This is a genomic window from Streptomyces sp. BL1 (assembly GCF_057628045.1).
This window is the reverse complement of the sequence record NZ_JBXYWZ010000002.1, coordinates 2,596,657-2,609,506: the sequence shown is the minus strand read 5'-3', so window position 1 is coordinate 2,609,506 and position 12,850 is coordinate 2,596,657. Positions and strand designations below refer to the sequence as shown.

General features: G+C 71.3%; 13 protein-coding genes. 12 read left to right on the top strand and 1 reads right to left on the bottom strand.

Annotated features, from left to right (window positions below; genetic code table 11):
* From AC3AGO_RS11425 to AC3AGO_RS11415, 3 genes are all read left to right on the top strand, one after another.
* Positions 1–2,550: a [protein-PII] uridylyltransferase gene (locus AC3AGO_RS11425; protein WP_487820052.1), complete on the top strand. Its 2,550-nt coding sequence runs from the start codon at positions 1–3 to the stop codon at positions 2,548–2,550.
* A 124-nt stretch (positions 2,551–2,674) separates the two neighbouring features.
* Positions 2,675–4,231 carry a signal recognition particle protein gene (gene ffh, locus AC3AGO_RS11420; protein WP_487820051.1) on the top strand — a complete coding sequence of 519 codons (1,557 nt, stop codon included), beginning with the start codon at positions 2,675–2,677 and terminating at the stop codon, positions 4,229–4,231.
* A 75-nt stretch (positions 4,232–4,306) separates the two neighbouring features.
* The gene (locus AC3AGO_RS11415; protein WP_487820050.1) at positions 4,307–4,852 is read left to right on the top strand and encodes a GNAT family N-acetyltransferase; all 546 of its coding nucleotides are present in this window, start codon (positions 4,307–4,309) and stop codon (positions 4,850–4,852) included.
* Between the two features lie 60 nt (positions 4,853–4,912).
* Here AC3AGO_RS11415 and AC3AGO_RS11410 read toward each other — a convergent pair whose 3' ends face one another.
* Complete coding sequence (locus AC3AGO_RS11410; RefSeq protein ID WP_487820049.1) at positions 4,913–5,710, bottom strand: SAM-dependent methyltransferase; 798 nt, start codon at positions 5,708–5,710, stop codon at positions 4,913–4,915.
* 434 nt (positions 5,711–6,144) lie between these two features.
* Here AC3AGO_RS11410 and AC3AGO_RS11405 point away from each other — a divergent pair, with 434 nt between their 5' ends.
* The 9 genes from AC3AGO_RS11405 to lepB (AC3AGO_RS11365) all read left to right on the top strand — a co-directional run bounded on the left by AC3AGO_RS11405 (position 6,145) and on the right by lepB (AC3AGO_RS11365) (position 12,834).
* Positions 6,145–6,798: a hypothetical protein gene (locus tag AC3AGO_RS11405; RefSeq protein WP_487820048.1), complete on the top strand. Its 654-nt coding sequence runs from the start codon at positions 6,145–6,147 to the stop codon at positions 6,796–6,798.
* A 194-nt stretch (positions 6,799–6,992) separates the two neighbouring features.
* Positions 6,993–7,436 (top strand): 30S ribosomal protein S16, encoded by a 444-nt coding sequence (gene rpsP / locus AC3AGO_RS11400; RefSeq protein WP_487820047.1) that lies wholly within the window; start codon positions 6,993–6,995, stop codon positions 7,434–7,436.
* Between the two features lie 2 nt (positions 7,437–7,438).
* Positions 7,439–7,678: an RNA-binding protein gene (locus AC3AGO_RS11395; RefSeq protein ID WP_487820046.1), complete on the top strand. Its 240-nt coding sequence runs from the start codon at positions 7,439–7,441 to the stop codon at positions 7,676–7,678.
* A gap of 130 nt (positions 7,679–7,808) precedes the next feature.
* Positions 7,809–8,330, top strand: a complete 522-nt coding sequence (rimM, locus tag AC3AGO_RS11390) for a ribosome maturation factor RimM (protein WP_487820045.1) — start codon at positions 7,809–7,811, stop codon at positions 8,328–8,330.
* A complete protein-coding gene (gene trmD / locus AC3AGO_RS11385) occupies positions 8,327–9,175 on the top strand; it encodes a tRNA (guanosine(37)-N1)-methyltransferase TrmD (protein ID WP_487820044.1) in 849 nt (282 codons plus the stop codon). The genes rimM and trmD overlap by 4 nt, the downstream gene beginning before the upstream one ends.
* A 129-nt stretch (positions 9,176–9,304) precedes the next feature.
* Positions 9,305–9,655, top strand: coding sequence for a 50S ribosomal protein L19 (gene rplS, locus AC3AGO_RS11380; protein ID WP_487820043.1), 351 nt, complete (start codon positions 9,305–9,307; stop codon positions 9,653–9,655).
* Between the two features lie 99 nt (positions 9,656–9,754).
* Positions 9,755–10,474: a signal peptidase I gene (gene lepB, locus AC3AGO_RS11375; RefSeq protein ID WP_487820042.1), complete on the top strand. Its 720-nt coding sequence runs from the start codon at positions 9,755–9,757 to the stop codon at positions 10,472–10,474.
* 418 nt (positions 10,475–10,892) lie between these two features.
* Positions 10,893–11,870 (top strand): signal peptidase I, encoded by a 978-nt coding sequence (gene lepB / locus AC3AGO_RS11370; protein WP_487824618.1) that lies wholly within the window; start codon positions 10,893–10,895, stop codon positions 11,868–11,870.
* Complete coding sequence (lepB, locus tag AC3AGO_RS11365; RefSeq protein WP_487820041.1) at positions 11,806–12,834, top strand: signal peptidase I; 1,029 nt, start codon at positions 11,806–11,808, stop codon at positions 12,832–12,834. The genes lepB (AC3AGO_RS11370) and lepB (AC3AGO_RS11365) overlap by 65 nt, the downstream gene beginning before the upstream one ends.
* Positions 12,835–12,850 lie beyond the last annotated feature (16 nt).

The window sequence follows — 12,850 nt, the reverse complement described above, 5'->3', positions numbered from 1 at the left end:
ATGGCCGAGACGACGGATGTGTCACCCGAGGCGGAACCCAGCGGCGGCTACGCGGCGGCCCGGCTGCAGCTCCTCACCGAGGGGGCGCAGTCCGGGCCGCCGCGCCGTGCCGGGCTGGCCGGACTCACCGACGACTGGCTGGCCGGACTGTTCGGGCAGCAGCCCGACGGCGTCTCCCTGGTCGCCGTCGGCGGGTACGGGCGCGGAGAGCTGTCGCCCCGCAGCGACCTGGACCTGCTCCTGCTGCACGACGGGAGCGCCTCGCGGGGCGAGATCGCCGCCCTGGCCGACCGCGTCTGGTATCCGGTGTGGGACCTGGGCCTCGCCCTCGACCACTCCGTACGGACACCGGCCGAGGCCCGCAAGACGGCCGAGGACGACCTCAAGGTGCAGCTCGGCCTGCTGGACGCACGCCACGTGGCGGGGGACGAGGCGCTCACCGCCGACCTGCGCACCGGCGTGCTGGCGAACTGGCGGTCCCAGGCGCCCAAACGGCTGCCGCAGTTGCACGAGATGGCTGCCGAACGGGCCGAACGGCACGGCGAGTTGCAGTTCCTCCTGGAGCCCGATCTGAAGGAGGCACGGGGCGGACTGCGGGACGCCACAGCGCTGCGCGCCGTCGCCGCGTCCTGGCTCGCGGACGCGCCGCGCGAGGGCCTCGCCGAGGCGAGGACCGCACTGCTGGACGTACGGGACGCGCTCCATCTGACCACCGGCCGGGCCACAGACCGGCTGTCGCTGCAGGACCAGGACCAGGTCGCCGAGGCAGTCGGACTGCTGGACGGCGACGTGCTCCTGCGGCACGTGTACGAGGCGGCGCGCACCCTCTCGTACGCCAGTGACGTCACCTGGCGCGAGGTCGGACGCGTGCTGCGGGCGCGGTCCGGACGGCCGCGCCTGCGCGGCCTGTTGGGAGGCGGACGCGGCACCGGCGCACAGCAGGAACGCACCCCGCTCGCCGAGGGCGTCGTCGAGCACGAGGGCGAGGTGGCGCTGGCCCGTACGGCACGGCCGGAGCGTGACCCCGTGCTGCCGCTGCGCGCGGCCGCCGCCGCGGCACAGGCCGGACTGCCGCTCGGGCTGCCCGCCGTGCGCAGGCTGGCGAAGACGGTGGGCGCCCTGCCGGTGCCGTGGCCGTCCGAGGCGCGCGAGGAGTTCGTCACGCTGCTCGGCGCCGGCGAGTCGACGGTGCCGGTGTGGGAGGCGCTGGAGGCGGAGGGGCTGATCGACCGGCTGCTCCCGGACTGGGAGCGGGTGCGCTGCCGGCCCCAGCGGAACCCCGTACACCTGTGGACGGTCGACCGGCATCTGGTCGAAACGGCCGTGCGTGCCTCGGCGTTCGCACGCCGGGTGCACCGGCCGGACCTGCTGCTGGTCGGTGCGCTGCTGCACGACATCGGCAAGGGCTGGCCCGGTGACCACTCGGTCGCGGGGGAGACCATCGCCCGCGACATGGCGGCGCGGATCGGCTTCGAGGCGGCGGACGTCGAGGTGCTGGCCCGGCTCGTACGGCACCATCTGCTGCTCATCGAGACGGCGACCCGGCGCGATCTGGACGACCCGGCGACCGTACGGTCCGTCGCCGACCGGGTGGGCACGGTGGAGACGCTGGAGCTGCTGCACGCGCTCACCGAGGCCGACGCCCTCGCGACGGGGCCCGCCGCGTGGTCCGCGTGGCGCGGCTCGCTGGTCGCCGATCTCGTCAAACGTGTCGGCGCCGTGCTGACCGGTGAGGCGCCGGAGGAACAGTCCGAGCCCTTCGTGCCGACGGCGGAGGCGGAACGGCTCGCCATAGAGGCATGGCGTACAGGCGGACCCGTCCTCGCACTGCACGCGCGCTCCGAGGCGCTGCCGGACGGTGAACAGGGCGGCGGGCTCAGCAGTGGCGCGGACCCGCACGACAGTGCTGCGGCACCCGAGCCCGTCGGTGTCGAACTGCTCATCGCGCTGCCGGAGCAGCCCGGCGTACTGCCCGGCGTCGCCGGAGTGCTGGCGTTGCACAGGCTGACCGTCCGCGCCGCGGATCTGCGACTGCTGGAACTGCCCGGCGGCGTACTGGGCGGACCTGCGGGCAGCGAGGGCGTGGGCAGCGAGGGCGAGGCCCCTGGCGCCGAGGGCGGTTCCGTGCTGCTGCTGACGTGGCGGGTCGCCGCCGAGTACGGGTCGCTGCCGCAGGCGGCACGGCTGCGGGCCGATCTCGTCCGCGCGCTGGACGGCACCCTCGACATCCCGTCCCGGCTCGCCGAACGGGAGGCCGCGTACCGCGGGACGCGGCGGCGCACCCAGGCGCCGCCGCCGCGGGTGACGGTGGCGCCGGGCAGTTCGGAACTGGCCACAGTGCTGGAGGTGCGCGCACACGACGCACCGGGACTGCTGCACCGCATCGGGCGTGCGCTGGAGAGCGCGGCAGTCATGGTGCGCAGCGCGCATGTCAGCACGCTGGGTGCCAACGCTGTGGACGCGTTCTACGTCACAGGTGCCGAGGGCGAACCGTTGTCGCCGGTGACAGCGGCGGCGCTGGCCCGGGACGTCGAAGCGGCGCTGCGCTGAAAGGCATTGCGCGGAACCCGCCTCCTGCGGTCGAGTGACCGCAGGAGGGCGCGGCCCGTTTGTGGGGCCGGATACCCTGGGGGGCGGTTGACTGCATCCCCGACTCTGAGGACCGACGAGCGCTGTGTTCGATACCCTTTCCGACCGTCTGAGTGCGACGTTCAAGAACCTCCGGGGCAAAGGGCGCCTCAGCGAGGCGGACATCGACGCCACGGCGCGCGAGATCCGTATCGCCCTGCTGGAGGCGGACGTCGCGTTGCCCGTCGTCCGGGCCTTCATCAAGCAGATCAAGGAGCGGGCGCTGGGTGCCGAGGTCTCCCAGGCGCTGAATCCCGCCCAGCAGGTCATCAAGATTGTCAACGAGGAGCTCGTCGGCATTCTCGGCGGCGAGACGCGCCGGCTGCGGTTCGCGAAGAACCCGCCGACCGTCATCATGCTCGCCGGTCTGCAGGGCTCCGGTAAGACGACCCTCGCGGGCAAGCTCGGGCGCTGGCTGAAGCAGCAGGGGCACACGCCCATGCTGGTCGCCTGTGACCTCCAGCGTCCCAACGCCGTCAACCAGTTGTCCGTTGTCGCCGAGCGCGCCGACGTCGCCGTGTACGCGCCCGAGCCGGGCAACGGGGTGGGCGACCCGGTCAAGGTCGCCAAGGACTCGATCACTTACGCGCGCGAGAAGCATCACGATGTGGTCATCGTCGACACCGCCGGCCGCCTCGGCATCGACGAGGAGCTGATGCAGCAGGCCGCGGACATCCGCGACGCGGTCAGCCCCGACGAGATCCTGTTCGTCGTCGACGCGATGATCGGTCAGGACGCCGTCACCACCGCCGAGGCCTTCCGGGACGGTGTCGGCTTCGACGGCGTCGTGCTCTCCAAGCTCGACGGTGACGCGCGCGGTGGTGCCGCCCTGTCGGTCGCCCAGGTGACCGGCAAGCAGATCATGTTCGCCTCCAACGGCGAGAAGCTGGACGACTTCGACGCGTTCCACCCGGACCGCATGGCGTCCCGCATCCTCGGCATGGGCGACATGCTCACCCTGATCGAGAAGGCCGAGCAGACCTTCAGCCAGCAAGAGGCCGAGAAGATGGCGGCCAAACTGCAGAAGGGGCCGAAGGAGTTCACGCTCGACGACTTCCTGGCGCAGATGGAGCAGGTCCGCAAGATGGGCTCCATCTCCAAGCTGCTCGGCATGATGCCCGGCATGGGCCAGATGAAGGACCAGATCAACAACCTCGACGAGCGCGAGGTGGACCGTACGGCCGCGATCATCAAGTCGATGACGCCGGCCGAGCGGGCCGAGCCCACCGTCATCAACGGCTCGCGGCGCGCGCGTATCGCCCGCGGTTCCGGTGTGGACGTCAGCGCGGTCAAGAACCTCGTGGAGCGCTTCTTCGAGGCCCGCAAGATGATGTCCAAGATGGCCCAGGGCGGCGGCATGCCGGGCATGCCGGGGATGCCCGGCGGCGGTGCCAAGAAGAAGGGCAAGCAGCAGAAGAAGGTCAAGGGCAAGCGCCAGTCGGGCAACCCGATGAAGCGCAAGCAGGAGGAGCAGGCCGCGGCCGAGCGCAAGGCCGCCGGCCCGGCGCAGGGCCAGGACGGCGGCGCCTTCGGCCTGCCGGGCGCCGGCCAGGACGCGGCCGACTTCGAACTGCCCGACGAGTTCAAGAAGTTCATGGGCTGACGCCCCCGGGCACGGCGCGCCGCCCCGGCGGGGCCGGTTGCGCAGGAGTGGGGCGGTAGGCGGATGATGACGTCCATGCGCGTATACATCCGCCCGCCGCGGCCCACCGACGAGCGTGCGTACAGCGAGGCCGTGGTCCGCTCCGCCGATCATCTGAGGCCGTGGAACCCGGTGGAGCCCGACGGCCTTCCCGATCTGCTGCGGCGGCAGGGCCCGGGGCTGCGGACGTACCTCGTCCTCGACCGCGAGGACGAGGGCCTGGTCGGGCGGGTGAACGTCGCGAACATCGTGCGCGCCCGGTTCCGCAACGGCTCGCTCGGCTACGACAGTTACGTGCCCTACGCCGGCACCGGGCGGATGACCGAGGGACTGCGGCTGATCGTGGACCGCTGCTTCGCCGGCGGCCCGGACGGGCTCGGGCTGCACCGGCTGGAGATCAACGTGCAGCCGGAGAACGGGCGTTCGCTGGCGATGGCGAAGCGCCTCGGCTTCCGGCACGAGGGATTCTCGCCGCGGCTGCTCTTCCTGAACGACGCCTGGCGGGACCACGAGCGGTTCGCGCTGACGGCCGAGGAGTGGCCCGGCCTGGAGCACAACGAGCGGACCGCGCACACGGACTGAGCGGTACGCAGGTCTGTAAGCGGGGCGGCACGCAGGTCTGCACGCGGGCCGGAGGGGCGGTCACACCGTACGGGCGACCACGTAGCGGAAGAGGTTCGGCATCCACACCGTGCCGTCCGCGCGCAGGTACGGGTGCAGGGCCTCGGTCAGCTCCTTGACGACCTGCTCCTCGTCGGTGGCCAGCACCGCCGCGTCGTACAGACCGGTCGACAGCAGCCCGCGTACGGCGCTCTCCGTGCCGGCGTACCCGAAGGGGCAGGAGACCCGGCCCGAGCCGTCCAGGCGCAGCCCGCAGCCCAGGGCGAGCTCCTCCAGGTCGTCCCGGGCGCCCGGCTCCCAGCACCTCGCGGACGGGTCGGCGAGGCGTGCCGCGACCCTCAACACCGGTGCGGCGGTGCACCGTTCGGGCGGGCCCCAGCCCGCGAGCACCACGGGGGTGCCGCGTTCCAGGCCCGCCGTGGCGCCGGGGAGTGCGGCGGGGCGGGAGAGCGCGTCGAAGGCGGTGACGAGGTCCGGCTTCGGGGCGCCGGCGTCCACGGTGTGCGGCGGCGGGCCCGCCGAGACGTGGGCGTCGCGCGGCGGAGCGCCCGGGTCCGGTGCGGGCAGCAGCCGTTCGCGTGCCAGCGCGAGATGCGCCGCGTCGGTCTCCACTCCGGTGACGGACGCGCCGCGGGACGCGGCGAGCAGCAGGGCCAGCCCCGCGCCGCAGCCGAGGCCGAGCACACGGGAGCCGGGGCCGACGTCGAGGCGCTCGTACACCGCCTCGTAGAGCGGCACCAGCATCCGTTCCTGTATCTCGGACCAGTCGCGGGCCCGCTGCGGAAGGCCTTGCCGGTGGCGTACGAGCGTGGGTGTCATCGCGACGCGCCCCAATCAGCCGAGTCGTTGGCGCTCTGTGGTCCCCCGCTGCTGCACCCGGGCGTGCGCTCCGTCGCGCGGTGGTCCGCCGAGTGCCCCGCCCCTCTGTGTCAGGGAACTGCGCATCCGTCCGGGCGTCCAGGGGGTGCGCCGGGGTGTCTTCTCTGCCACTTGTGTGCGCCCCTCCTCCCCTTCCGTGCGCCGGTACGCGGACCCGGATGACGTGATTCCGCCCTCGCTCGTTAGGGTCACAGGGAGAGGACGGAGTGCTTCCGTTACGTGCGTGACGGCTGCACCGCGCCGGTTACAGCAGCGGGCCGAGCAGCGGTACGTCCCGGGATGAGGGCACACGTGCGGGTTCTCCACAGATCTGCGCACCCGCCCTCGTACAGACCCATCAGTGCCGACTGACTGGTACGTGCAAAATATTTAGGATGCCCCGGAATCGGAACACTGGGCCGCTCCGGCTCGTTGGGCACGACGTGAGCACGACACCACCAGTTCTCGCCGCCGAACTGGCAGCCGCCTGGGCCGACATTCAACGGCACCACGCCGAGCTGCCGGACCTGGCCGCGCCCGAATCACTGATCGGAGAGTCGTCGTCCGCATGCGGGACGGGCCTCTCTTTCGAACGGCTCCTGCACGAGGCCGTCCACGGGGTCGCCGCGGCGCGCGGCATCCGTGACACCTCCCGCGCGGGGCGTTACCACAACCGCCGATTCCTGGCGATCGCCGAGGAGTTGGGGCTTGACCACCCCGAGGACCCGCACCCCAGCAGCGGGTTCTCGCTCGTGGCTCTCACCCCGGAGACCAGACGGCGGTACCGGCCGACGATCGAACGGCTGCAGCGGGCGCTGAAGGCGTACAGCACCGCCACAGAGACCGACACCGGCAAGAGCTTCCGCGGACCCGCCGCCCGGCACGGCTCGTCCGGTGGTGGTGTACGCGTCAAGGCGGTCTGCGACTGCGGGCGCAACGTACGGGTCGTCCCGTCCGTCCTGGCGCAGGCCCCGATCATGTGCGGCGCGTGCGGCAAGCCGTTCCGCATCCCGGACATCGCGCCGGAGGCCGTGGTGGCCGCGGGCTGACGCCCGCATCCCGGAGCGGCGCGGTGGTCGGTTCGGCGGGGGCCGGAGGTGTGGCATCATGGACGGCTGTACTCGGCAGCCGCACAGGACCCCTCTCTCCTCCGGCTGACGCGTTCTTCGGACATCCGGGTACCACAACCCCACGTGGAAACCCGCCGTGTCCAATCACGTTTAGACCAGGAGACACCACAAAAGTGGCCGCCAAGATCAAGCTGAAGCGTCTGGGCAAGATCCGTTCGCCTCACTACCGCATCATCGTCGCCGACTCCCGTACCCGCCGTGACGGCCGGGCCATCGAGGAGCTGGGTCTGTACCACCCGGTGCAGAACCCCTCGCGCATCGAGCTCGACTCGGAGCGCGTGCAGTACTGGCTGAGCGTCGGCGCGCAGCCGACCGAGCCGGTCGCGGCCATCCTTCGCGTCACCGGTGACTGGCAGAAGTTCAAGGGTCTGCCGGCCCCCGCGCCGATGAAGGTCGCCGAGCCGAAGACCGACAAGAAGGCCCTCTTCGAGGCTGCGGCCAAGGAGTCGGCGAACGAGCCGCAGGGTGAGGCCATCACCCAGAAGGCTAAGAAGGCCGACAAGAAGGCGGACGAGGCCGAGAAGGCCGAGTCCACCACCGAGTCGACCGAGGCCTGAGGATGCTCGAGGAAGCCCTCGAGCACCTGGTGAAGGGCATCGTCGATCACCCCGACGAAGTGCAGGTCGACTCCCGCACTCTGCGTCGCGGGCGCGTCCTGGAGGTCCGGGTGCACCCCGAGGACCTCGGCAAGGTGATCGGCCGCAGTGGCCGCACCGCACGCGCTCTGCGCACTGTCGTGGGTGCCCTCGGCGGCCGTGGCATCCGCGTCGATCTCGTCGACGTGGACCAGGTCCGCTGAGCAGCGGTATGCAGCACCGGCACGGGCCGGGGACGGCGAACTGCCGTCCCCGGCCCGTGTTCGCGTGCGGGGGTGCGGCCTTCAGGGGCCTCCGGAACGGGAAACGGCAAGGACGGACAGGACAGGCACAGTGCAGCTAGTCGTCGCGCGTATCGGCCGCGCCCAGGGGATCAAGGGCGAGGTCACGGTGGAGGTGCGTACGGACGAGCCCGAACTGCGGCTCGGCCCCGGCACGGTGCTCAGCACGGACCCGGCATCCGCCGGCCCCCTCACCATCGAGTCGGGCCGGGTGCACAGCGGACGGCTGGTGCTCCGCTTCGACGGCGTACGGGACCGTACGCAGGCCGAGGCGCTGCGCAACACCCTGCTGATCGCCGAGGTCGATCCGGACGAACTGCCGGACGACCCCGAGGAGTTCTACGACCACCAGCTGGCCGACCTCGATGTGGTGACCCGCGAGGGCGAGCACGTCGGCCGGATCGAGGAGGTCGCGCACCTTCCCGCACAGGACCTGCTGGTGGTGAAGCGTGAGGACGGGGGAGAGGTGCTCATCCCGTTCGTCACCGAGATCGTGCCGGAGATCGACCTGGAGGAGCAGCGCGTCGTCATCGACCCGCCGCCCGGCCTGCTCGACGAGGGCGAGTCGCAGTGAGGCTCGACATCGTCACGATCTTCCCGGAGTACCTGGAGCCGCTGAACGTCTCCCTCGTCGGCAAGGCCCGCACCCGCGGACAACTCGACGTCCGCGTCCACGACTTGCGGGAGTGGACGCACGACCGGCACAACACGGTGGACGACACCCCGTACGGCGGCGGCCCCGGTATGGTGATGAAGCCCGAGCCGTGGGGCGAGGCCCTGGACTGGATCACCGGCTCGGCGGACGAGGGGTCGGCGGACGCCGGTTCCGAGGACGCGGCGGGGGACCGGCCCGTGCTGGTGGTGCCCACCCCCAGCGGACGGCCGTTCACCCAGGAGCTCGCCGTCGAACTGTCGGAGAAGCCCTGGCTGGTGTTCACGCCCGCGCGCTACGAGGGCATCGACCGCCGGGTCATCGACGAGTACGGCGAGCGGTACGACGTGCGCGAGGTCTCCATCGGGGATTACGTCCTGGCGGGCGGCGAGGCCCCGGTGCTGGTCATGGTCGAGGCGATCGCACGGCTGCTGCCGGGCGTCCTCGGCAACGCCGAGTCCCACCGCGACGACTCCTTCGCGCCCGGCGCGATGGCGGACCTCCTGGAGGGGCCGGTCTACACGAAGCCCCCGGAGTGGCGCGGACGGGGCATTCCGGACGTACTGCTCAGTGGTCACCACGGCAGGATCGCCCGCTGGCGCCGGGACCAGGCGCTGGCCCGTACGGCCGCCAACCGCCCCGATCTGCTGGCCCGTTGTGAGCCGGAAGCGCTGGACAAGCACGACCGCGCGGCCCTCGAAGGGCTCGGCTGGCAGCAGGGTCCGGACGGACGATTTGGGCAGGCCGGGGAGCCCGTGGAAGAATAGGCCGCTGCCTCACTCCGGCGCGCGACCCTGCCACAGGGGGATCAACGCCCGCACGGGTGGCGGCATCCGAATCAGTTTTCCGATCATTCCGCTGATGACCTGTGGCATTGGCGAAGAAAGCAGACGGTCATGTCTCACCTGCTCGACAGTGTCGATGCTGCATCCCTGCGCACCGACCTCCCGCACTTCCGCCCCGGCGACACCGTGAACGTTCACGTGCGCGTCATCGAGGGCAACCGCTCGCGTGTGCAGCAGTTCAAGGGCGTGTGCATCCGCCGCCAGGGCGACGGCGTCCGTGAGACGTTCACCGTCCGCAAGGTCAGCTTCAGCGTCGGCGTGGAGCGCACCTTCCCGGTGCACACCCCGATCGTCGAGAAGATCGAGCTGGTCTCCCGCGGTGACGTCCGCCGCGCGAAGCTGTACTACCTCCGTGAGCTCCGCGGCAAGGCCGCGAAGATCAAGGAAAAGCGCGAGAACTGACATCGGTCCCGCTCCCGGCACCGTCCGGGAGCGCCCCGATGTGGCTGCCGGTACCTGTCGGACGGACAGACGGCCGTGGCCGGATAGGCTTTCGGCTCGATGGACACCGGCGCAGAGCAGCACGACGAAACGGAGCGCGACCGCTCCTCCGGCCCCGATGAAGCGGGGCGGGGGCGCCGGTCGCGCTCCGTTCGTATCGCGACGCCCGTCGTCGCGGTGCTGCTGATCCTTCTCCTGGTGAGCGGCTTTGTGGTGCAGCCGTTCCTGATCCCGAGCACGTCGATGACCCCCACGCTGGAGGTCGGCGACCGGGTCCTCGTGAACAAACTCGCCTACGGCTTCGGCAACCATCCGCAGCGCGGAGACGTTGTCGTCTTCGACGGGACGGGGTCGTTCGTGGACGGTACGACGGAGAATCCGCTGGTGGCGCTCCTTCGCGAAGGGGGCGCCGCGCTCGGTTTGGTCCGGCCCTCCGAGACCGACTACGTGAAGCGCGTCATCGGGGTCGGCGGCGACCGGGTCCGCTGCTGCGACAAGCAGGGAAGGATCGAGGTGAACGGTGTACCGGTGGACGAGCGCTACCTGCACGCCGGGGACAGACCGTCCCGGGTGCCGTTCGATACCGAGGTGCCGCCCGGACGGCTGTGGGTGATGGGGGACCACCGCGACAACTCCAGTGACTCCCGGGACCACCTCGGTGACCCGGGCGGCGGGACCGTGCCGCTGGACCAGGTGATCGGCCGCGCCGACTGGATCGGCTGGCCGCCCTCCCGCTGGGGAGCCCCCGCCGGCGCCTCGGGAGCGGGCGGGCATGGGTGAGCGCGGCCCGGGCGGTCCGGGACACGGGCAGGGCGGACGGCCGCCGGGCTACGGCGGCGGACAGTACGACCACGACGGCGGGCCGTACGAGTACAGCGAGCCCTACGAGTACGGCCGGACCACGGACCCCTCCGGCGGTGCCGCACAGTGGCCCCCTCAGGGCGCAGGCCCCGGACAGCAGAACGGCTATCCGAACGGCGCGCCGAATGGTTCGCCGAACGGCACTCCGGACGGTTTGCCGAACGGCTCTGTGAACGGTGGCGGACCGTACGGCCGCTCCCCGCAGGACAGTCCGCACGGCACCCCGCCCCAGAACGGCTCGCCCAACGGCAGTCCGTACGGCGGCAGTCCGTACGGTGTGCCCGCCGGCCCCTCCGGGGGCTCGCCCGTACCGCAGGGGCCGCCGGCCGAGGAAACGATGCGGCTCGGCGCAGTGGACAGCGGTACGCCGGCTCCCGCACGCGGCCCCGGACAGGGCCGCGCCGACCGGCGGCGGGCCGCCAAGCGGATCAAACGCCGCAGACGGCTGTCGGCGACCAAGGAGATACCGATCCTGATCGGTGTCGCACTGCTGATCGCCCTCGTGCTGAAGACGTTCCTGGTGCAGGCGTTCGTGATCCCGTCGGGTTCCATGGAGCAGACCATCCGGATCGGTGACCGGGTGCTGGTCGACAAGCTCACGCCCTGGTTCGGTTCGAAGCCGCAGCGCGGCGACGTGGTGGTGTTCAAGGATCCCGGCGGCTGGCTGGAGGGCGAGCAGAAGCCCGCGCAGGAGCCGCCGCCCGTGCTGAAACAGGGCAAGGAACTGCTGACGTTCATCGGCCTGTTGCCCTCCGACGACGAACAGGACCTGATCAAACGGGCCGTCGCGGTCGGCGGGGACCACGTGAAGTGCTGTGACGCGCAGGGGCGGGTGACCGTCAACGGCACTCCGCTGAAGGAGCCCTATCTGCATCCGGGGAACAGCCCGTCCCAGATGAAGTTCGACGTGCACGTGCCGATCGGCCGGGTGTTCGTGATGGGCGACCACCGCGCCAACTCGGCGGACTCGAGGTTCCATTTGCGCGATCCCGGGCAGGGCACCGTCCGCGAGGAGGATGTGCTGGGCCGGGCCGTCGTGATCGCCTGGCCGTTCGACCACTGGCGGCAGCTGGAGGAACCGGCGACCTATTCTTCGGTCCCGGACGCGCCGGGCGCGGCAACCGCCGGCGGCGCGGGAAACGGGGACAATCGAGTGACGTCACTCCCGAGCCCAGCGGCACTCCCGCTCGTTATGGGAGTGGTGGGCCTGTCCCGGCTTCGGGACGGCGCAGGGAAGTTGAGGAGCGAGCGTGGGGGACGCGACGGCCGGCGAGCGGTCCGGTTCCGGCGACGGTCCGGACGACCGCCGGTCTGACGCACCCGGCAGCCGGAGCACGGCCCGGGACCGGGTGCCGGCCCCGGAGAGAGGCAGTGGCGAGAGCGTGAGTTCGGGTACGAGTGGGGCCCCTACGGACAGCGAGTACAGCAGCGTGTACGAAGACAACGACAGCGGCAAGGGCACCGGCGGCGGTGGCGGCGACGGGAAGAGCGTGAGCGCGAAGAGCGTCAAGGGTGGCAAGCAGCAGCGTTCCTTCTGGAAGGAGCTGCCCATCCTGATCGTCATCGCGCTGATCCTCGCGCTGGTGATCAAGACCTTCCTGGTGCAGGCGTTCTCCATCCCGTCCAACTCGATGCAGAACACCCTGCAGACGGGCGACCGGGTGCTGGTGGACAAGCTGACCCCGTGGTTCGGGTCCAAGCCCGAGCGCGGAGAGGTCGTGGTCTTCCACGACCCGGACGGCTGGCTGCCGGAGACCAACGTGGAGACGAACGTCTTCCAGGACGTGATGAGCTTCGTCGGCCTGATGCCCTCGGCGAACGAGAAGGACCTCATCAAGCGGGTCATCGCCGTCGGCGGCGACACCGTGCAGTGCAAGCGCGGCGGGCCCGTGGAGGTCAACGGCACTCCTCTGAAGGAGTCTTCGTACCTCTACCCGGGCAACACCCCGTGTGACGACGAGCCGTTCGGGCCGATCAAGGTGAAGCCGGGCAAGCTGTGGGTCATGGGCGACCACCGCCAGGACTCCCTCGACTCCCGGTACCACCAGGACAAGGCGTACGGCGGTCAGGTGCCCGAGAAGGACGTCGTCGGCCGCGCCATCGTGGTGGCCTGGCCGGTCACCCGCTGGTCGACGCTGCCGGTGCCGGACACCTTCAGCCAGAAGAGCATCGAGTCCAAGGCCGGTGCCACGGCCGCGGCGACGGCCCCCGCCGCGCTCGGCGTCGCGGGTGCGGTGCCGCTGGTCCTGTGGCGCCGCAGGAAGCTCGCGGAGCGCTGAGCCCGCCGGTCCCGGA